Origin of the sequence: Myxococcus sp. SDU36, assembly GCF_030168875.1 — a bacterium.
Classification (GTDB): domain Bacteria; phylum Myxococcota; class Myxococcia; order Myxococcales; family Myxococcaceae; genus Myxococcus; species Myxococcus vastator.
In genome coordinates this window covers 7,902,890-7,922,846 of record NZ_CP077414.1, presented here as the reverse complement: position 1 = coordinate 7,922,846, position 19,957 = coordinate 7,902,890, and the positions used below count along the sequence as shown (strand labels likewise).

Annotated in this window: 20 protein-coding genes; 5 read left to right on the top strand and 15 right to left on the bottom strand. The window is 70.2% G+C overall.

The genetic code is table 11. The features are described from left to right. Positions 1-170: 170 nt before the first annotated feature. Positions 171-851 (top strand): succinate dehydrogenase/fumarate reductase transmembrane subunit, encoded by a 681-nt coding sequence (locus KGD87_RS32295; RefSeq protein ID WP_284664795.1) that lies wholly within the window; start codon positions 171-173, stop codon positions 849-851. Between the two features lie 122 nt (positions 852-973). Here KGD87_RS32295 and KGD87_RS32290 read toward each other — a convergent pair whose 3' ends face one another. Both KGD87_RS32290 and dacB read right to left on the bottom strand, forming a co-directional pair. Next, positions 974-1,474 carry a single-stranded DNA-binding protein gene (locus tag KGD87_RS32290; RefSeq protein WP_284664794.1) on the bottom strand — a complete coding sequence of 167 codons (501 nt, stop codon included), beginning with the start codon at positions 1,472-1,474 and terminating at the stop codon, positions 974-976. A gap of 207 nt (positions 1,475-1,681) precedes the next feature. Continuing rightward, a complete protein-coding gene (dacB, locus tag KGD87_RS32285) occupies positions 1,682-3,928 on the bottom strand; it encodes a D-alanyl-D-alanine carboxypeptidase/D-alanyl-D-alanine endopeptidase (protein WP_284664793.1) in 2,247 nt (748 codons plus the stop codon). Between the two features lie 185 nt (positions 3,929-4,113). Here dacB and dtd point away from each other — a divergent pair, with 185 nt between their 5' ends. After that, complete coding sequence (gene dtd, locus KGD87_RS32280; RefSeq protein WP_284664792.1) at positions 4,114-4,575, top strand: D-aminoacyl-tRNA deacylase; 462 nt, start codon at positions 4,114-4,116, stop codon at positions 4,573-4,575. On the opposite strand, the gene KGD87_RS32275 is transcribed toward dtd, so the two are convergent. The 11 genes from KGD87_RS32275 to KGD87_RS32225 form a co-directional block, all read right to left on the bottom strand. After that, positions 4,572-5,417, bottom strand: a complete 846-nt coding sequence (locus KGD87_RS32275; protein ID WP_284664791.1) for a hypothetical protein — start codon at positions 5,415-5,417, stop codon at positions 4,572-4,574. The genes dtd and KGD87_RS32275 overlap by 4 nt on opposite strands. Before the next feature lie 34 nt (positions 5,418-5,451). Next, complete coding sequence (locus KGD87_RS32270) at positions 5,452-5,913, bottom strand: PTS sugar transporter subunit IIA (RefSeq protein WP_284664790.1); 462 nt, start codon at positions 5,911-5,913, stop codon at positions 5,452-5,454. A gap of 319 nt (positions 5,914-6,232) precedes the next feature. Beyond that, positions 6,233-6,874, bottom strand: a complete 642-nt coding sequence (gene hpf / locus KGD87_RS32265; RefSeq protein WP_284664789.1) for a ribosome hibernation-promoting factor, HPF/YfiA family — start codon at positions 6,872-6,874, stop codon at positions 6,233-6,235. Between the two features lie 211 nt (positions 6,875-7,085). Further along, positions 7,086-7,970, bottom strand: a complete 885-nt coding sequence (locus KGD87_RS32260; protein WP_284664788.1) for an SDR family oxidoreductase — start codon at positions 7,968-7,970, stop codon at positions 7,086-7,088. A gap of 100 nt (positions 7,971-8,070) precedes the next feature. After that, positions 8,071-8,856 carry a hypothetical protein gene (locus KGD87_RS32255; protein WP_284664787.1) on the bottom strand — a complete coding sequence of 262 codons (786 nt, stop codon included), beginning with the start codon at positions 8,854-8,856 and terminating at the stop codon, positions 8,071-8,073. Between the two features lie 13 nt (positions 8,857-8,869). Beyond that, positions 8,870-9,520, bottom strand: a complete 651-nt coding sequence (locus KGD87_RS32250; RefSeq protein ID WP_284664786.1) for a GNAT family N-acetyltransferase — start codon at positions 9,518-9,520, stop codon at positions 8,870-8,872. 63 nt (positions 9,521-9,583) lie between these two features. Further along, the gene (rpoN, locus tag KGD87_RS32245) at positions 9,584-11,101 is read right to left on the bottom strand and encodes an RNA polymerase factor sigma-54 (RefSeq protein WP_284664785.1); all 1,518 of its coding nucleotides are present in this window, start codon (positions 11,099-11,101) and stop codon (positions 9,584-9,586) included. A 248-nt stretch (positions 11,102-11,349) separates the two neighbouring features. Continuing rightward, positions 11,350-12,090, bottom strand: coding sequence for an LPS export ABC transporter ATP-binding protein (lptB, locus tag KGD87_RS32240; protein ID WP_163784852.1), 741 nt, complete (start codon positions 12,088-12,090; stop codon positions 11,350-11,352). Next, the gene (locus KGD87_RS32235; protein ID WP_284664784.1) at positions 12,087-12,662 is read right to left on the bottom strand and encodes an LptA/OstA family protein; all 576 of its coding nucleotides are present in this window, start codon (positions 12,660-12,662) and stop codon (positions 12,087-12,089) included. The genes lptB and KGD87_RS32235 overlap by 4 nt, the downstream gene beginning before the upstream one ends. Further along, positions 12,659-13,210: an LptA/OstA family protein gene (locus KGD87_RS32230; RefSeq protein ID WP_284664783.1), complete on the bottom strand. Its 552-nt coding sequence runs from the start codon at positions 13,208-13,210 to the stop codon at positions 12,659-12,661. The genes KGD87_RS32235 and KGD87_RS32230 overlap by 4 nt, the downstream gene beginning before the upstream one ends. Before the next feature lie 12 nt (positions 13,211-13,222). Further along, entirely contained in the window at positions 13,223-14,176 is a 954-nt protein-coding gene (locus KGD87_RS32225) for a lysophospholipid acyltransferase family protein (protein ID WP_284664782.1), read from the bottom strand. A gap of 17 nt (positions 14,177-14,193) precedes the next feature. On the opposite strand from KGD87_RS32225, the gene astB reads away from it, so the two are divergent. Continuing rightward, positions 14,194-15,516: an N-succinylarginine dihydrolase gene (astB, locus tag KGD87_RS32220; protein WP_284664781.1), complete on the top strand. Its 1,323-nt coding sequence runs from the start codon at positions 14,194-14,196 to the stop codon at positions 15,514-15,516. 3 nt (positions 15,517-15,519) lie between these two features. Next, complete coding sequence (locus tag KGD87_RS32215; RefSeq protein WP_284664780.1) at positions 15,520-16,191, top strand: aminoacyl-tRNA deacylase; 672 nt, start codon at positions 15,520-15,522, stop codon at positions 16,189-16,191. A gap of 21 nt (positions 16,192-16,212) precedes the next feature. Here KGD87_RS32215 and KGD87_RS32210 read toward each other — a convergent pair whose 3' ends face one another. Beyond that, a complete protein-coding gene (locus KGD87_RS32210) occupies positions 16,213-18,828 on the bottom strand; it encodes an O-antigen ligase family protein (protein ID WP_284664779.1) in 2,616 nt (871 codons plus the stop codon). Positions 18,829-18,938: 110 nt separating this feature from the next. Next, positions 18,939-19,556 carry a hypothetical protein gene (locus tag KGD87_RS32205; protein ID WP_284664778.1) on the bottom strand — a complete coding sequence of 206 codons (618 nt, stop codon included), beginning with the start codon at positions 19,554-19,556 and terminating at the stop codon, positions 18,939-18,941. 99 nt (positions 19,557-19,655) lie between these two features. On the opposite strand from KGD87_RS32205, the gene KGD87_RS32200 reads away from it, so the two are divergent. Next, complete coding sequence (locus KGD87_RS32200; RefSeq protein WP_163785861.1) at positions 19,656-19,946, top strand: hypothetical protein; 291 nt, start codon at positions 19,656-19,658, stop codon at positions 19,944-19,946. Positions 19,947-19,957 lie beyond the last annotated feature (11 nt).

Below are 19,957 nucleotides of genomic sequence, written 5' to 3'. Positions count from 1 at the left end.
CGGGGTGACGCATAAGGTCAGCCTTATGCCTCCGTGTGGGTGTGCTGGCATGCCGGGGTGCGGAAGAAATCCAGCCCCGGCGCTGGAACGGCTATAAACCGCCGTCCGACTGTCACCTGCCCTCGACCGTGGACGCGGCAAGACGCCCGCGCGCCGCCGCTGGAGATTCGATGAGCACCCAAGCCGCCGCAGCAGTAGAGACGAAGACACCGCTCCTCAAGTCCCGCCTGGGCTCGTTCCTCGCGGTGATTCCCCTGTCCGTCTGGGTCGTCATCCACCTGTGGGACAACCTCTCCGCCTTCAACGGCGCGGACGCCTGGCAGAAGTCGGTGACGACGTACGCCAACCCGTTCTCCCAGGTCTTCACCTTCATCATCGTCCTGCTGCCGCTGCTGATGCACACCGGCTGGGGTCTGGTGCGCCTGTTCAGCTTCCGGCCGAACAACGTCCGCTACAACAACTACGGCAACCTCAAGTACCTCCTCCAGCGCCTCAGCGCGGTGGGCGTGCTGGCCTTCCTGGGCGCCCACATCTGGCTGGCCTTCCTCTACCCGCGGCTGGTGCTGGGTCACCCGGAGGCGTTTGACGACATCGCCCGGGAGATGCACCACCACGTGCCCACCCTGGTCGTCTACCTGCTGGGCACGCTGGGCACCTCGTACCACCTGGCCAACGGCCTCCAGGGCTTCGCCATGGGCTGGGGGCTGCTCTCCAGCGAGCGCTCCATGCGCAAGTTCGAGCCGGTGGTCATCATCCTCTTCCTGATTCTCACGGCCATGAGCTGGGCGGTCATCTACGCGCTCTACACCGCGGGCGCCGCCTTCAGCCCCGTGGGCTCCACCCCTCCGTGACGCGGCCCGGGCCCGGCGCGCCGGGTCCGGAAAGTCCACGGACACGAAGCACACCGGCCGCCCCCGAGACTTCCGGGGAGCGGCCGGTTTCATTTCCAGGGTGCCGCTGGCGTCAGCCGGGCCTAGAAGGGGATGTCGTCGTCGCCGTTGCCGCCGCCGCCATGGCCACCGCCCATGTCGTCCGGAGGCGGCTGACCGTAGTCGTTGTTGTCTCCCCCACGCGGCTGGGAGAACTGCCGGCGTCCACCGCCACCGCCCCCGCCGCCCATGCCGTCCTGGGCGTCACGGCCCCCACCGCCGAGGAACGTCACGGCGTTGGCCACGACCTCGGTGGTGTAGTTCTTCCGGTTCTCCTTGTCCGTCCACTCGCGCGTCTGCAGGCGGCCCTCGACGTAGCACTGCCGTCCCTTCTTCAGGTATTCGCCGCAGAGCTCCGCGAGCTTTCCCCAGACGACGATGCGGTGCCACTCGGTCCGCTCCTGCTTCTGGCCATTCTTGTCGACCCAGCTCTCGCTGGTGGCGATGCGGAAGTTCGCCACCGCCTGACCGCCGGGAGTGAACCGGACCTCTGGATCCGCCCCCAGGTTGCCGATGAGGATGACCTTGTTCACGCCTCCAGCCATGACTGCATTCCTTTCTCGAGAACCGGTCCACCGAGGACCGGTTACACCCCGGACGCACCCGCCGGGTTTGATTCCCACCTATAGCAGTGGGGACTGACACCCAGCCAGAAAGCCGCCTTCTTCCTGGGTGTCGTACGCCCGTCTGCCCTCCGGCCGGGGAGGCCTGCCCGGCGCTGGGAACCCGCGAGAAATACAGCGGATTGCGCCCTACCCGCCCGGGCGGTTGTCCGCGGTGGAGGATTCGGGCGCGTTGCCCGCGGGCGCCACCATCTGCAGGGGGGTGAAGCCCGCCGGCGCCTTCGCCGGGGCCTTGGCCTCCGCCACCTTCTGCGACAGCGTGGAGTCCAGCCCCTTGGCGAAGGACGCCAGCCGCGGGTCCGACGCCCCCAGCGTGCGGCGCAGGGACTTCCAGAAGGGGTGGTCCGCCTGCCCCGCCTGCACCAGCGCCCGCGCCAGCAGCGCGGTGCACGCGTCCCTGTCACCGGCGCTGGCGGCCCGAAGCGCCACCACCAGCTCCTCCGGCGCGGTGCGAGCCACCTCGCCCAGGGCCTCGGCCATCTCCGTCTGGGCCTGCGCGTCCGTCCCCGCCGCGCCCGCCAGCTCCAGCACCCGGGCCAGCGCCTCCGCGTTTCCGCCCGCCGCCAGCTCCACCATGCTGCTGACGCCCGGCACCTCCACGGACAGCACCCGCGCCACGTCCTTCAGCCGGCCATACACCTCGGCGGTGGCCGAATAGCTGTCCAGCAGGGTGCGCGCGCCCAGGTAGTCGTGCGGGTTGGACTGATAGAGGCTCTCCGCCAGCACCGCGCGCACGGCCGGGTCTCTCTCGCTGCGCCACGCGGTGCGCAGGAAGCCGATGTTGCGCTGGTCGCGCTGCGCGCCCAGCTCCAGGTACGTCTTGATGCGAACAGCCACGTCGTCCACGGCGCCCGAGGGCCGCCCGCTGTCCGCCAGCGCGGCCACCGCCGTGGACGGCCCCAGGCTGGAGCCGGTGGCGGCCACCGCCGCGCCCAGCGCGTCCAGACCCGCGACGATGGGGCCGGCGCGGCCCGCGAAGTCGTTGGCCATGATGGAGAAGGTGAAGCGCTCCCCCCCCGCGCTCGTCACGTAGCCGCTCAGCGCGGACACGCTCTCCAGGGTGCCCGTCTTGGCGCGCAGCCGGCCCACCGCGTCGCTGCCTTCGAAGCGGTACTTGAGCGTGCCGTCCTTGCCAGCGATGGGCACCGACGACATGTACTCCGGCGAGAAAGGGAAGCGCTGCACCATGTGCCGCAGCAGCTTGTTGAGCTGCGTGGCGGAGAAGCGGTTGGCGTCGTTGAGCCCGCTGCCGTTCTTCATCACGTAGGTGCCGCGGGGGATGCCCACGTCGCGCTCCAGGAACTGCTCCACCACGTCCACGCCCTTGATGAAGGAGCCCGGCGCGCCCCGCAGCTCGGCGCCCATCGTCTTCAGGAGCTGCTCGGCGACGAAGTTGCTGGACAGCTTGTTGAGGCGCTTGAGGAGGATGTCGAACGTGTCCGACTGCGACACATGCAGCATGCGGGCCTTGGTGGACGTCTTGCCCAGCTTCACCCTGCCCCGCATCTTCACGCCGCGCGTCACCAGCATCTGCTTGAGCGACTGGCCGAAGTACATGGGCGGGTTGTCAATCTTCTTCCAGACGCTGACGGCGCCGCTCCGCTCCGCCGGGAGCTGGCCGCGCACGACAATCTTCTGCTGGAGGCCCGCGGGGGCCGACTTGACGAACACGCGGCGCGCGCGGCGCGGCCCGGTGGTGAGCTGGTTGTCCACCACGAAGTAGTCGCTGGGCGGCTCCATCTCCACCACGCCCTTGGCCCCCGGCGCGTTGCCGGGCCGCAGGTAGATGGCCGCCGCGTTCCAGTTGAGGCTCACCGCGCCAGTGGGCGCCATGTAGGCCCGGTCCGTGTCCTCCTGGTCATAGCCGGGCGGCGTGCGCTCGGCGTCGAACCACGAGTCGTCCACCACGATTTCGTTCACCTCTCGGACGCCCGTGTGCCACAGCTCCGCGACGATGCCCCACAGGCGCTCCGTCGTCATGGACGGGTCACCCTTGCCGCGCACGTAGAGCGTCTTCACCTTGCCGTCCGCGCCCAGCTCCGGCTCCACCAGGAACTCGGTGTCGTAGCGGAACTCGGGCCCCAGGGACGCGAGCGCGGCGGCGGACGTCACCAGCTTCACGTTGGAGGCGGGGTTGAGCAGCTCGTCGGCGTTGTGGCTGAACACCACCGTGCCGTCGTCCAGGCTCTGCATGTACACGCCCATGCGGCTGGCCTTCAGCGGCGCGCGCTGGAGGACCTCCAGCAGCGCGGTTTTCAGGGCCTCGCGGTCCGCGCGTTTCTCCGCCGAAGCGGGCGCGGCGTGCGCTGCGTGAGAAAGCGACAGGAAAATAATGGCCGACGCGGCCAAGATGGAGCTGGCTCGATGGACCTGCACACTCTCTCCGGGGAAGTCAGGGGCCATTATGCGGAACGGGGCGAAAAACGAGCAAGGGTGAGTGGCTCCGGGAGTCCACGTCTGGGCGCTCGCTCTACCAGCAGGCAGAAACCTGACATTCCAACTGTAACGGCGTGACTGACACAGGGCCCCTGCGAGCCACGCCTGTCCACGAGGTGACTTCGATGAGAGCGGTGGTACAGCGCGTGCTGGAGGCGTCGGTGACGGTGGAGGGCCAGCGCGTGAGCGAAATCGGCCCGGGCCTGCTGGTGCTGCTGGGCGTGGGCAAGGGCGACACGGAGGCGGACGTCGCGTGGATGGTGGAGAAGCTGGCCACGCTGCGCATCTTCGAGGACGCCGCGGGGAAGATGAACCTGTCGCTGGAGGAGACGTCCCGGCAGCTTATCGTCGTCAGCCAGTTCACGCTCTACGGCGACGCGCGCAAGGGCCGCAGGCCCAGCTTCATCGACGCGATGGAGCCCGCGGGCGCCAAGGCCCTCTATGAGCGCGCCTGTGAGCTGTTGCGCCAGCGCGGCCTGAGCGTGGGCACCGGCATCTTCGCCGCGGACATGAAGGTGGCGCTCGTCAACGACGGCCCCGTCACGCTGCTGCTGGAGAGCCCCGGGCTGGCCGCGCCCAAGGGCTAGATTCGGACGCCGGAGCTCTTCGTCACCAGCGCCGCCAGCCCCTGCTTCGCCAGCGCCGCGCCGCGAAGGTGCGCGGTGAGGGCGCCCAGCTCGCGAATCCAGTTGGCCGCGCGGGGCCCCAGGCCGGAGAAGGCCACCGTGAGCGGCGGCGGCTGCGGCTGCTTGCCCAGCCAGTAGGCGAGCACCTCCTCCTTCTCCGGCAGCGACGGCAGCTTCATCCGCTCCTGCTCGCGGGCCAGGAGCCGCTCCAGCTTGCGCGGCAGGTTCACCTGCCAGTGCGCCACCTTCCGCGCGGGGCGCCAGGCCCAGTCCGCGAAGGCGTAGCGCGTTCCAGGGGAGTATTCGCCCCGGCCCTGGGTGGTGAACACCTGGTCCGGCGGGAACTCCGGGAAGGGCTCCCACAGGCCGGCCAGCAGCGAGGCCAGCCCCACGTCCTCGCGCGGCCGGAAACGGAAGCGGTCCCGGACGTCGCGCGAGCCGCGCGCATCCCAGTAGGGATAGTCCGCCTCCTCCACCATCAGTGCCAGGTGCAGGGCTTCGTCCCAGCCGTCCGCGTAGCCCGCCTCCGCCGCACCGACCTCCCAGCCCGCGGGGCCTTCGGTCCAGTGCAGGAAGACGAGCCGGTCCACCAGGTCCGCCCACGGGTCCGCGTCCAGGGCGCCCACGCCGCCGGGCAGCGCCGTGGAGAGCATCCGCTCGCAGAGCATGCGCGCCTGACCATCCCCCAGCTGCTCCTGCAGGGACTCCAGCGCGCCGGGGGCATCCCCCATGGCCCGCTGGAAGAAGGGCAGCAGGTGTTCGTGGAAGAAGCGGTCGCTGATGGGTCTCAGGACGACGTCCATGGTGCGGATGCTCCCCCCGGGAACGCACGCCCGCTCAGGGCCGAGCGTCTTCCTGGACGATGAGGGCGTGGATGTCCGCGGCCGTGGGCGCCTCGAGGATGGAGGCCCGGAACCGCGGGTTCTTGAAGAGGCGGGAGATGCGGGCCAGGGCCTTGAGGTGGACCCCCGCGCTGTTCTCCGGCGCCACCAGGGCGAAGAACAGGTGGGTGGGCTTGCCGTCAATGGCCTCGAAGTCCACGCCCGCGCGCGACACGCCGAAGGCGGCCTGGAGCTGTCCCATGCCCGGCAGCTTGCCGTGGGGGATGGCCACCCCCTCGCCGATGCCCGTGCTGCCCAGCTTCTCGCGCTCGCGCAGCACCTCCACCAGCCGGTCCGCGGTCAGCAGCGGGTGGGCACGCACCAGCGTGGCGCTCAGTTCGCGCAGGACTTCGGGCTTCGTCCGCGACTGCATGTCGGCGATGACGGCTTGGGGGCTGAGGAACTCGGCGATTCTCACTGACGCTCCCGCGCTGGCGCTCCTGGTTGGCGGCAATTACTCCTCACCCCTCTTTAGCGCAAGGGTGGCCTGTCTGGATGCGCGCTCGCCGCGCTCACTGCGCATCATGACGCGGAAGGGAAACCCGTCCCACGGGCGGAAGGGACTTCCCATGAAGCATCTGCTCCTGTCGACTGTCATCGACATCGCGGCGGGACATGGCAACAGGCCCCATGGGCACCTGCACCGACGCCCTCCAGCACGCGGAGGCCTTCCCGCCGTCACACGCCGTCACCCCGTTACCGGGTGACGGCGCGCGGTATCAGCGGTCAGCGACGGCTCAGGTCCCCGTGGCGGCGACCGCCGGGGCGTGCGGCTCGATGAGGCCGTACTGACCATCCTTGCGCCGGTAGACGATGCACAGCGACTCCGACTCCACGTTGTGGAAGACGTAGAAGTCGTTGTCCATCAGGTTCATCTGCATCACCGCGTCATCCACCGCGAGCGGCTTGACGGTGAGGTGGGTGGCACGCACCTCGCGCGCGGGCGCGACGACGGCGGGCTTCGGCGCGGCTTCATTCGCGGAGGCCTCGGCCAGCGTCGTCAGGTCGTCCACGTCGGGGAGCTCGAACACGGCGTGGCGGACCCGGAGCTGCTCCACCAGGTCCTGCCGGTGGTGGACGCGCTCACGGCCATGGTGCGTCTTCAGCTTGTCACGGTAGCGCCGCAGCTGGCGCTCGATTTTGTCCATCGCCAGGTCGATGGACGCGTACATGTCGTCACTCTTGTCGCGGCCCCGGAGGACCCACGCGCCGGAGTGGATGGTGATGTCCGCGTGGTGGAGGTGGCGCTCCAACGACAGGACCACATGGGCCTCGCCGGCTCGGTCCAGCAACCGGTTCACCCTTTCGACCTTCTCGCGTGCGTACTCCTTGAGGGAATCGGACGCTCCGAACTGACGGAAGGTGATGTTGAACTGCATGCGTGGCTGCCTCCTAGGGTGAGAGGTGAGCTCCGTGACGGATCTGAAACGCTCCCAGCCCTGGAAAGCAACCCGCCCCAACAGGTTACGTGTTCCCGGGCGCACCGCGCGTCCGAGGCAGGACATCCCGCCAGCACCTCGCGTCACTGGCAATGGCCCCTGTCTGGAGCCATGCCAGCGTGCCTCCGGTGATATCACGCGGCGCGTCAGCTCACGCGAGCAGCCGCCCGCCCGTCACGCCCAGCACCTCCGCGTTGACGTAGCGGGACTCGTCCGAGGCGAGGAACACGTAGGACGGCGCCAGCTCCGCGGGCTGGGCCGGGCGGCCCATGGGCGAGTCCTTGCCGAACTTGGACGTCTTCTCCGCGTCGAACGACTGGGGGATGAGCGGCGTCCACACGGGCCCCGGCGCCACGGCGTTGACGCGGATGCCCCGGTTGATGAGCTCCCGCGCCAGGCCCTTGGTGAAGTTGACGATGGCCCCCTTGGTGACGGCGTAGTCGAGGATGGCGGGCGAGGGGTCATACGCCTGGATGGAGGTGGTGTTGATGATGGTGCTCCCCTCCTTCATGTGCGGCAGCGCGTGGCGCACCAGGTGGAACATCGCGAGGATGTTGGTGCGGAAGGTGCGCTCCAGGCGCTCGGGGTCGAGGTCCTCGAAGCGCTCCACCGCCTCCCCCTGGTACGCGGCGTTGTTGACGAGGATGTCGATGCGCCCGAAGCGCTTCACGGTGTCCTCCACCAGCTTGCGGCAGTGGGCCTCCACCGTCAGGTCACCGGGCAGCAGCAGGGACTTGCGCCCCGCGTCCTCCACCACGCGCTTCACCTGCTGGGCGTCGTCTCCTTCGCTGAGGAAGGACACCGCGATGTCCGCGCCCTCGCGCGCGAAGGCCAGGCACACCGCGCGGCCAATGCCACTGTCGCCACCGGTGACAAGCGCCACCCGGCCCTCGAGCCGGCCCAGCCCCTTGTAGGACTGCTCGCCGTAGTCGGGCTCCGGGGACATCCGCCCCTCATGACCGGGGTGCGGCTGCGACTGCTGGGGAAAGGGCGGCTTGGGGCCGGCGTCACGCGGGTCAGGGTTCTTCTGGGCCATGTCTGGGTCCTCTCCGGAAGGGAGTACCCAGGCACGGTGGGGGTGGCGGCCCCCAGCGGCAATCGAGCTCGGAGAGGTCCGGGCCCGCTCCCCTGCCCGCCTACTGCACGTTGACGACCCGCTCCTCGGAGTGGAACACCGTCGCCGCGCAGGTGGCGACGCCCGTGCACTCCACCACCTCGCCGGGCGCGGTCGCGCTCAACGTGAGCAGGTGGGCCGCGACAGGCGTGGTTGGCAGCAGGGTGAAGCGGACGACCGCCTCTTCCTGCGCCGTGGGGATGGTGGCCGCGGCGCTCCCTCCCTCGCGCAGCAGGGTGGCGGAGATGAGGCCAGGGACCTCGCCCTCGGGCAGCCACCGGAACGCATACTCCTGGTCACGCGTGAGCCGGTCCTCGGCGCCGGGGCCCTGGAAGGAGAAGAGGCGCTTGGCCTTTCCGTTCTTCAGCACCAGGGTGATGGTGTGCGTGCCGTCCTGGAGGACGATGCGGGCGTCCTCCATGGGCTGCTGCACCCAGACGTTGGGGTCGAAGTCGTAATAGGCCCGCGTGGGCACGCACACGTCGCGGCCCGCGGTGCCGTCCACTCCGCCCCGCTCCAGCGCCATGGGCAGGCCGTTGAAGGTGGCCGTGACGCCCTCGCGCAGCTCGGTGCACCGGTCCCCTTCCGCCGCGGACGAGAAGGTGACGGTGACGCGGTGGGAGCCCGGCTCGTCCACGCCCTCGAAGATGTCCACGTCCGACTGGGACAGCGTCAGGGTCCGGTCGGAGAGCCCCGCCAGGTCCACGGTTTCCGAAGTGAGGCTGCTGCCACAACCCGACAACAGGCCCACCGCGACGAAGGCCCCCGCCGGGACGCGAAGAAGGTTGCGACGAAAAATGGGATTCATGCGGCGTCGCACCCTATACCCACGCCCCGCCGTCGGCGAGCAGCCCTTCCAGCCGAACCTTCACTTCCGGCCACTCCGTGTCGACGACGCTGTAGTACGCGCTGTCACGCACCACCCCGCCGCGCACCAGCATGTGGTGGCGCAGCACGCCCTCGAAGCGGGCGCCCAACCGCTCGATGGCCGCCCGCGAGCGCGCGTTGTGCCGGTCCGTCTTGAGCTGCACCCGCATGACGCCGAGCGACTCGAAGGCGTGCCGCAGCAGCAGGTACTTGCACTCCGTGTTGATGCGCGTGCGCCAGACGCTGCGGCCCAGCCACGTGTAGCCAATCTCCAGCGTGCGGTGGTCGCGCTGGATGTCGAGAAAGCGCGTGCTGCCCACCGGCGCGCCCGTCCGACGCTCGATGATGACGAAGGGGCGCTCGCTCCCTCGCTCGGCCGCCTGGCAGGCGCTGTCGATGAAGGCCGCCACATCCGCCTCCGTCCGCAGCACGAGGGAGAACCAGGTGAAGAGGGCGTCCTCGCACAGCGCGGCCAGGGCCGGCGCATGCTCGGGACGCAGCGGCTCCAGGCGGACGTCGCGCCCTTCGAGCGTGACGGACGGAACGACGAGGGGCACACACTCACGCCGGGGCACGGCGGAACCGGGAGGATGGGGGGCGCTCATGGGGCGCCCACTCTGCCCACCCGGGCGCGCCGCCGACAAGCGGCGCGCACGAACGGCCGTGACTCAGTAGTACCGCTTGCGCTTGCTGCTGGGGAGGATGCCCAGCACCTCGCGGTACTTGGCCACCGTGCGGCGGGCAATCTCGGTGCCCTGCGAGCGCAGCAGCTCGACAATTTTCTGGTCCGAGTACGGGTTGCGGGCGTCTTCCTGCGCCACCAACTGCTTGATGTGGTGCTTGACGGCCTCGCTCGCGGTGTCCTCACCGGAGACGCGGGCGATGGACGAGTTGAAGAAGTACTTCAGCTCGAAGATGCCCTGCGGCGTGTGCACGTACTTGCTGGTGGTGACGCGGCTCACCGTGGACTCGTGCATGCCGATGTCCTCCGCCACGTCCCGGAGGATGAGCGGCTTGAGGTGGGCAATGCCCTTGTCCAGGAAGTCCCGCTGGAACTTCACGATGCTCTCGGTGACTTTGTAGATGGTGCGCTGCCGCTGGTGGATGGAGCGGATGAGCCACATCGCGCTGCGCAGCTTGTCCTGGATGAAGTCCTTCGTCTGACCAGGGCCCACCGCGCCCGTCTTCAGCGCGTTCCGGTAGGTGCCGGAGATGCGCAGCTTGGACAAGCCGTCATCGTTGAGCACCACCGTGTACTCCTCCCCCATCTTGTAGACGAACACGTCGGGGGAGATGTACTGCGCGTCGTCCCCGCTGAAGTTGCGGCCCGGCTTCGGGTCCAGCTTCGGGAGCAGCCGCACCGCCTCCACCACCTCTTCCAAGGTGACCTTCAAATCCTTGGCGATGGCGGGCAGGTTCTTGCTCTCCAGGTACTTCATGTGCCGCTTGATGATGAGGCCCAACAGCGGCGCGTGCGGCTCCCGCATCCCCTGGAGCTGGATGAGCAGGCACTCTTGCAAGTCTCGGGCGCCGCAGCCGCGCGGCTCCAACATCTGGATGCGCCGCAGCGTGCGCTCCGCCACGTGCATGGGCACGTCCGCCTCGTTCGCCAGACGGATGAGCGGATCGCCTTCCACATCCGGCAGCTTGAGGTAGCCGTCGTCATCCAGGTTTCCCAGGATGAGCATGGCGACGCGGCGCTCTGCGTCATTCAGGCGCAGCGTGCCCAGCTGCTCCTGGATGTGGTCGACCAGGTCCTCCTTCTTGACGAGGTTGGCCTCGAACGACGGCATGTCGTCCGTGGCCACGTTGCCCTTGTTGGAGGCCGTGGTGGGCTCGTTGAACTGGTAGCTGTTGAGGTACTGCTCCCAGTCGATTTCCGGGGGGCCCTCCCCGTCCGCCTTGAACTCCGTGGCGGTGTCGCTGGTGGCCGCGGGCAAATCCACGTCCCGCGGCACCTCCATGTTGTCCGCTTCCAGCGAGGCTTCGCCGGGCTCCTTGTCTCCCACATCTCCCGGGGCTTGCTCGTCCGGTTGCTCCAGCAGCGGGTTCTGCTCCATCTCCTCGCGGACCTGCTCGAGCAGCTCCATGCGAGACAGCTGGAGGAGCTTGATGGCCTGCTGCAGCTGCGGCGTCATCACCAGCTGCTGGGCAAGCTTCAGGCTTTGTTTCAGTTCCATCGCCATGAGAACGGGGTCTCCCGGGTTGATTCGGTCCCTTGAAACAGGGGCCACAATCAAAGACCGTGCCAACGTAACAAGGCCCCCTGACTTCGTCCAGCCCCGAAACGGGGGTCCCTTGCTTGCATGCTCAGAATTCCACAAGGAATCCAAGAGCTTGGGAGCACTCAGGGTATCACATGCGCGTTGACAGGTCGGCGCAAAAGCGGGGCCAACCCATTCTATGCACTCCTCTGACAGGTGGCCAGCCGTGCTTAGAGCGCTTGTTGGAGACGGAACCGTTCCCCCAGGTAGACGGCGCGGGCCTTGGGAGACGCGGCGATCTCCGCCGGGGTGCCCTCTTCCAGAATCCGGCCCTGTGCGATGATGTATGCACGATCGCAGATACCCAGGGTGTCCTGGACGTTGTGGTCGGTGATGAGGACGCCCAGTCCCCGTTCGCGGAGGAGGAAGATCTGCCGCTGGAGGTCGCCCACGTTGATGGGGTCCACGCCGGCGAAGGGCTCATCGAAGAGGATGAAGCGGGGCTGGGGGATGAGGCTGCGGGCAATCTCGGCGCGCCGGCGCTCGCCGCCTGACAGCGTCTCCCCCAGGGACTCCGCGACGTGCGTGAGGCCGAACTCGTCCAGGAGCACGTCGGCGCGCTGCTCGCGGGCCTTGGCGTCCAGGTCCTTCTGGAGCTCCAACACGGCCAGGAAGTTGTCGCGCACGGTGAGCTTGCGGAAGACGGAGGCTTCCTGCGGCAGGTAGCCCACGCCCCGGCGGGCGCGGCGGTGCATGGGCAGGTGCGTGAGGTCCTCGTCGCCAATGCGCACGCGTCCCGCATCCGGAGACACCAGTCCCACCACCATGTTGAAGCTGGTCGTCTTCCCCGCGCCGTTGGGCCCCAGCAGGCCCACCACTTCCCCGGGGGCCACGCTGAAGGACACGCCGGCCACCACCTTGCGGCCGCGAAACGTCTTCTCCAGGCCCTCCGCGAACAGCTTCGCGCTCATCGAGCCGGGCCTCCCTGGGCGGAGGGGGCCGCGCCGGAAGACGGGGCCGGAAGGGGCGCGGACTGCCGTCCCTTGCGTTTGGCCGGGGTGGGGTTGGAGGGCAGCGATTCGAAGACGATGACGGCGTTCTCCACCTCCAGCCGCTCGTTGCCCAGCGTCAGCCGGACCTTCGTCCCGCGCATGTGCGTGGTGCCCTGGCGAGCCTCGGGCGAGCCCGTCACCACCAACACGCCGCTGGGCACGTCGTACTCGGCGCGCTCGCCGCGGGCCATGCGGTCGCCGTCCACGGCCTTCACCCCGCCGGTGCACACCACGCGCGTCACTTCGCGCTGGGGGGTGTAGTTGGCCGTCATCCGGTCACAGTCCAGGTCCAGCGTGCGGTGCTTCACCTTCACGTTGCCGGTGAGGGTGGCCTGGGACTTCTGGAAGGTGACGTTGTCGCCCTTGATTTGGACCGGCTCCGTCAGCGCCTTGCCGCCCAGCGCGGCGGGAGGCGTCCCCTGCGCGGGGGTGGCGGCGACCGCGGGCGCGGGCTGTGCGACGAAGAAGGCCATCACGAGGAACTCAATCACTCTGGCGCTCCCAGCACGGACTCCACCGAGCCCGCGAAGTTGAACGTCTCGTCCGGGAAGAACAGCTCGAAGCGGTCCGCCCTCAGCCGGTAGTCAGGTCCCTTCACCGTCACGCCCTCGTTTCCATGCGCCCGCTCCGTGGTGGCGTCGTACGTCAACCGGGGAGTGCGGGCCTCCATGCCCTTCCCGGTGCGGATGATGACACCGCCCGAGGCCACCACCTGCTTGGACGCGAGGCTCCCCTCCATATTCGGGGCGCTCACCTCCACGCCGCCTTCCGTCCCGGGGGGCGCTCCCTGGGGAGGGGACCCCGGCGGAATCCGGAGGGTGGCGTCGGTGGCCCACACCTCGCCGGTGGTGCGCTGGTAGGACACCTGCCGGGCCGTGCCGGAGCGGATGAGCCGGTCGCCATCGAAGGACTCCAGGCGCGCGCCGTGCAGCACCACCTCCGGGGGAGGCTGGCCGCCAGACGCACCCTCGCCGGAGCCCGGCTTGCAGCCGGGGGCGAACACCAGGAGGACGAGGCTGGCGGCGAGCAGGCGAGACACAGGGCTTCCTTATCACCCGGCGGATGCGGGCGCCGCCTCCGGAAGTGGGGCGTCCTCGCTCACCGGTGGACGCGTCTTCCAGCGCTGGTGCATCCACACCCACTGTTCCGGCGTCCGCCGGATGGCGGCTTCAATTCGGCTGGACAAGGCGGCGGTGAGGGCCAGGGCGGCTGCCTCGCGGTCCGTGTCCTGGGGCACGAGGACTTCCTCCATGGACAGGCGGTAGCCCGCCCCTTCGCGGTGGCAGAAGCCCGTCACCACCGCAGCGCCGGTGCGGATGGCCAGGTCGGCGGCGGCGCGAGGGGTGGCGGCCAGCTCCCCGAAGAAGGGCACGAAGAGGGACTGCACCTTCGTGTCCTGGTCGATGAGGATGCCGAGGATTTCGCCGTTGCGCAGGGCGCGCAGCATGGCCCGGGCGGCGCCCTCCTGGCCGCGCCAGATGCTCCGCACCCCGCCGCGGGCCCGGAACTGGCCCACCAGCTCCGTCAGCCGGGGGTCCGTGGTCTCCTTGGCGATGCTCTGGCTGGGGTAGCCGGCGCGCGCCACGCGGCGGGCGAGCAGCTCCCAGTTCCCCACGTGTCCGGACACGAAGACGACGCCGCGCCCCCGGGCCAGGGCCGTCTCCAGCACCTGCCGGTCGGCGTCCGGCCAGGCGACCAGGCGCTCCAGGGCCTCGTCCAGGGCCCCGGTGCAGGCCACCTCCAGCGCGGCGGCGCCCAGGTGACGGAAGGCGTCGCGGGCCAGGGCCTGCCGGTCCGCGTCCGACTTTTCCGGGAAGGCCACGGAGAGGGACTTGAGGGCCTTGCGGCGCTCCCCTCCGGCCAGGGTGTAGGCCAGGGCGCCCAGGCGCGCGCCCAGGCGCCGGGCGACGCCCAGGGGCAGAGGTTGAAGGAGCAACAGGACGCCACGGATGAGCACGTAGCGGAGGAAACGCTTGAGGCGCTTTGCTAAGGGTGGACGCTCCACGAGGCGTTCAATATCCCATGCGCGAATACAACTTCGACGGGCTCGTTGGGCCCACCCACAATTACGGCGGCCTCTCGCCCGGCAACCTGGCGTCGCAGACCCATGTCGGTGAGCCCAGCCACCCCCGGGACGCGGCCCTCCAGGGGCTGGAGAAGATGCGCTTCGTGTCCGCCCTGGGGGTGGGACAGGCGGTGCTGCCGCCCCAGCCGCGCCCCTCCCTGCACGCGCTGCGGGCGCTGGGCTTCACGGGCTCGGACGAGGAGGTCATCACCCGGGCCGCGCGCGAGGCCGAGCACCTGCTGCGCCTGACATCCAGCGCGTCCTCCATGTGGACGGCCAACGCGGCCACGGTGGCGCCTGGCGCGGACACTGCGGATGGCCGGGTGCACCTGACGCCGGCCAACCTGTCGCAGATGTACCACCGGGCCATCGAGGCGGAGACGACGCACTCGGTGCTGCGCGCCATCTTCTCCAGCGAGAAGCACTTCGCGGTGCACGCGCCGCTGCCGGGCAGCAGCCACTTCGCGGACGAGGGCGCGGCCAACCACACGCGGCTCGCCACGCCCGGGCACGCGGGCGTCCACCTGCTCGCCTGGGGCCGCAGCGCGTGGCAGGACGTGCAGGGGCCTGGCCGCTTCCCCGCGCGGCAGACGCTGGAGGCCAGCCAGGCGCTGGCGCGGCTGCACCGGTTGGACGCGAAGTCGGTGCTCTTCCCGCAGCAGCACCCGGAGGGCATCGACGCGGGAGCGTTCCACACGGACGTGCTGGCGGTGGGCAACGAGCGGTTCCTGATGCTGCACGAGCTGGCCTTCGTGGACCACGCGGGGCTCCTGGCGGTGCTGCGCGAGAAGCTGGGCCAGGACTTCCGCGCGGTGGTGGCCACGAAGGCGGAGCTGCCGGCGAAGGACGCGGTGAAGGCGTACCCGTTCAACTCGCAGGTGCTGACGCTGCCGGACGGCACCATGGCGATTGTCGCGCCGGTGGAGAGCCGGGAGACGCCCGCGGCGCGGCGGTTCCTGGAGCGCGTGCTGGCCGAGGACACGCCGGTGAAGGCCGTGCACTACCTGGACGTGCGCCAGTCGATGAACAACGGCGGCGGCCCGGCCTGCCTGCGCCAGCGGGTGTGGCTGACGGACGAGGAGCGCGGGGCCATCAAGGCGGACGTCTTCTACACGCCCGCGCTGCATGACTCGCTGGCCGGCTGGGTGCGGCGGCACTACCGCGAGGTGCTGCGGCCCAAGGATTTGCAGGACCCTCAGCTGGCGCGGGAGACGATGACGGCGCTGGATGAGCTGACCCGGATTCTCAACCTGGGCAGCGTCTACGACTTCCAGCGCTGAGACGTGCCGGACGCCCGTCTGCCCTACGAACAGGCGTCCAGGCGCTCCATGGTCGGCTGCAAGTCCGAGTGTGACAGGCACCCGTGGCCGGACGCGCTGGCGGTCATCACCTTCTTTCGAGAGGAGGTGAGCTTCCCCATGATTCCCGAAGCGATACAGCACTATCTGCGCCGCAACGGGGTGCGTTTCGAGCGGTACTGGCACCCGCGTGCCGTCAGCGCCCAAGAAGTGGCCGAGTCGCTGCACGTCTCCGGCTGGCGCGTGGCCAAGTCCGTCATCGTGATGGCGGACCGGCAGCCTTGGATTGTCGTCGTCCCCGCGGCGGGCACCGTCGACCTGAACCAGGTCCGAGACATGCTGGGTGCCCGGCACGTCCGCCTCGCGACCGAGCCGGAGTTCTCCGGCCACTTTCCCGACTGCGAGGTGGGCGCGGAGCCCCCCTTTGGTGAGCTCTACGGCCTGCCCGTCGCCGTTGATGAATCCCTCAGCCTGGCGGACCGGCTGCTCTTCCGCGCGGGCTCCCACGAAGAGACGATTGAACTGCGCTTCCAGGACTTCGCCACCCTGGAGTGGCCCGTGGTGGCCTCCTTCATCGCGCAGGAGCAGCAGTTCCACGCCGCCACCAACGCCGAAGCGCCCAGCCGTCCACGCGAGGAGGCCCACGCGCACGCCTGAACCGGAGCGAGGCCCGGGCGCCTAATCCGCGTCCCGAGCCTCGCCATCCGCATCCGGGCCACGCAGCAGGTACTCCAGCTCCGCCGCGCGCGGGTCGTCCGACAGCACCTTGCGCCGCGAATCCACACGCTCGCGCTCCGCCCCTTCCAGCCGCGACACCCAGGCCCGTGCCTGGGCCCGCGCGCCCACGGGGAGGTGCCGCATGCCCTCGTGGACCGAACGCGCCGCAGCGTCATAGCGCCGCAGCGCCTCCTGCGTCCGCGCCACCGCGAAGAACGCCTCCGCGCCAGGCGCGAGCCGGGCCGCTGACTGCCGCCGCTCCAAGGCGTGAGAGAGCAACCCTTCGCGCTCCAGGCACGCGGCTTCCATGGCCAGCAACCGCGCGCGCTGGGCGTAGTCCGTGATGAAGGGCGCCAGCGCCTTGAGCGTGGCCTTCGCCCGTCGTGTCAGCCCCGCGTCCAACTGCTGCGCGGCCAACTGGAAGGACAGCGCCACGTTGCCCGGGAAGCGCGCCAGCAGCCGCTCCAACGCATGCAGGGCCTCCTCCCGCTTCCCCTGCGCGCGAAGCACTTCCGCGCGCAGCAGGTGCGTGTCCAGCACATCCGGCGCCAGGCGCTCCACCTGCGCGAGCGCGGCCTCCGCCGTCTCCAGGTCCCCTTGAAGGATTCGCAGCCGGGCCTCGCGCGCCCACAGCGCCGCGGCTTCCGGCTGCCCCGCGAAGTGCTCCCGCGCCCAGCCCGAGTACTCCAGCGCCAGCGCCAACCGTCCCGGCGTGTTGGCCAGCGCATCCAGCAGACGCACCGCGGTCGCCGGTGACCGCGGCGTCAGCACCGTGAGCGATGCCAGCGTCTCCGCTTGGGGCAGGGCCTCGCCCAACAGCACGGTGGCATCCCCGGCCTCGTGCGCCAGCCGGTACTCCAGGAAGCCCTGCGCGCTTCGCCCCAACGCCAACAACGCTCGCGCCGCCACCCGGTGGGAGCTGGCATCCAACGGCGCCAGGTACAGCGCCCGGTTGACCAGGGCCAGCGCCTCCCCTGCTCCCTCACGCCCTCGCGCCGCGTGCGCTGACGCCACCAGCCGGTAGAGCAGGTAGTCCGAGGGGTGCCGGTCCACCAGCGCCAGTCCCCGCGTGTGGACGTCCTGAGCAGACGCCCCCGAGGTGATGAGCCGCGCCAGCTCCTCCTCCGCGTCGCCCAGGCGATGACGGCCGGGCACCAGCGCCACCAGCGCCACCGCCGTGAGCGCCAGCCCCATCCCCAGCACCGCCGCCGAGGGGCGCGCGCACCACGCCTTCTCGGCGGCTCGCTCCCGGGGACGCGCCACCGCGCCCAGCGCCACCAACACCGCCACCGCGCAGGCGGGCAGCTCCAGGCTGAAGTCGAAGAGGTCATGCAGCGCCAGCGCCGCCACGCCCGCGAGCGCCGCCAGGTCCACCGTCTCCAGCCCCTCACGGCGCAGCAGCCGCAAGAAGCCCCAGACGGCCACCACCAACAGCACCAGCCCCAGCGCGCCCAGCTCCGCCGCGGCCTGCAACACCGCGTTCTCCGGGTGCGTGAAGGTGTTGGGATTCGGTTCCGTCTGGTAGCGCGGAAACGCCGCCTCGAAGGCGCCTCGGCCCATGCCCAGCAGGGGAAACGCCCGCGCGGAATCCGCCAGCATCGGCCACAGCGCCACCTTGGACTGGCGCAGCTTCTCCACGCTGTCCGCGGTGCGCGCCTCTGCCCAGAGGCCGTCCACAGCCGCGTACGCACCCACCATCAGCACGCCCAGCAACCCCAGCAGCGCCACGGCGCTCCGGGTCCATACCGGGGGCGCCCCTTCACCGGACGCGTGGCGCTTGCGAAGCAGGAGCAGCGCCAGCAGCGCCTGTCCGAAGGCGAAGAAGGCGATGCCCCCGCGCGACAGCGACAGCACCACGCCCAGTCCCGACACGCCCGCGGCCACTGCGTATGGCAACGCCCGCGACTGCTTTGCGCGCGTCAGCGCCAGCCCCACGCCCAGCGTGGACGCCAGCGCGAGGAAGCCAGCCAGGTGGTTCGGGTTCCCAAACGGCGTCACCAGCGTGGGCCGCGCGTGCATCCAGTACATCAGCCCGAAGAGGGACTTCACCCCCAGCAGCGCATGGCCCAGCCCCACCACCGTGAGGCCCGCGCCGGTGAAGACCACCGCCGCCAGCAACCGCTCCCGGCTGCCTCGCGAGCGACTCACCTGCACCGCCGAAAGGAAGGCCAGCAGGTAGGCCAGGTGCTTCGCCAGCTCGCGCCAGGTGGCGGACGGGTCCAGCGACACCGGCCGCGCCCGCTCCAGCCCCAGCGGCACCAGCGCGAACTCCCGCAGCGCGGCCGCCTCCGGGCTCAGCAGGCGGAGGACCCCATCCGGCAGGGGCACCAGTTGCACCGCGCACAGGCCCGCCCCCGCGGCCAGGGGCACGGCCAGCAGCGGGACGCGCAGCGACTGGCCCTGCCGCTTCGCCCCTATCGCCGCCAGCACCGCCGCCGCGCCGGACAGCAGCACCAGCGGCACCAGCAGCCACCCGGCGGCGCCGCCCAACGCCAGCGGACACACCACGACGAGCGCCACCAGCGCCGCCTCGGCGAACAGGGTGAATCGGGAGGCACTTCGGGAGGCGAGGGGCATGCGTGGATGGGCCAGGTGAGTATCACAGCACCCACGCCCCTCGCCCGTCCCCCGCCCTCCAGTACGAGCCGCCAGGAGACCGGACGTGCTCGAAAGCAGACATCACGACGTTAGAAGGAAAAGGCGACCAGCGGGAGGCCGGGCCTCGGCGTCCAGGTCCGCGTCTGCATGGCGCCACGCGCGTCCCGGCGGGCCTTCACGTCCCGCAGCTCGTCCTCCAGTCGGATGCGCTCCCGGACCCGCTCCTCGCGGTGGGCCCGGTTGAGGCCCGCCTCCTTGGAGCCAGTGACGATGCCCGCGATGAGCAGCCCCACGCCCGCGACCCCCCCGACCGTCAGGCCCACCCCCAGGCCCAGCAAGGTGCCGGCGTTGTCCTCATTCGACGTACTCATCCCGACGATGATGAGCGGGATGCCCAGCAGCAGCAGCGGGGACAGCACGTAACCGGAGTACGCCATCACCAGCGAACCCGCGGGCCAGTTCGTGTCGATGGAGCGAATCTCGCTCTGAAGCATGGCGATCTGCTGCGTCAGCTCCCGCGCGCGGGCGTCCAGGTCCTCCGGCAGGGGCGGCGGCGTGGGCGTCCCGGACACGTCCGGCGTCTCCTCCGCCGGAGCCTGGGCGAGGAGCCGGACGGACACGGGCCGCTCGGCCGCGGGCGTGAGGAGCGAGTGGGACGTCGAAGTGGACGCGGTGGCCAGCAACGCAGCGGCGACGAGTGACAACATGTGTGGCGTTTCCCCCAGGTGTGGAGCAGCCGGGCGACCCTAGCATCCGCCCAGGCACGAAGGGCTCGAAGCCAGCTTGCATCCAGGGGACCTTCTGGCATGTTCGCCGCAGCCATGCGCCGCTTCATCGTCACCGCCGCCCTCCTTTGTTCCGCCCTGTCCGGCCTCACCGGCTGCAAGGGTGCCTGCCGCGAGCTGTCCGAGAAGCTGTGCGACTGCTCCATCAACTCGGTGGAGAAGGAGCTGTGCCTCCGTCGCGCCGCCCAGGAGGAGAACCGCGTGGAGCCCACCGCGGAGGATGAGGCCGTGTGCGAGGAGCGCCTGGACGGCTGCGACTGCCGCGCCATTGAGACCGAGGAAGGCAAGCGCGCCTGCGGCATCTCGCGCTGAGACGACCCGGG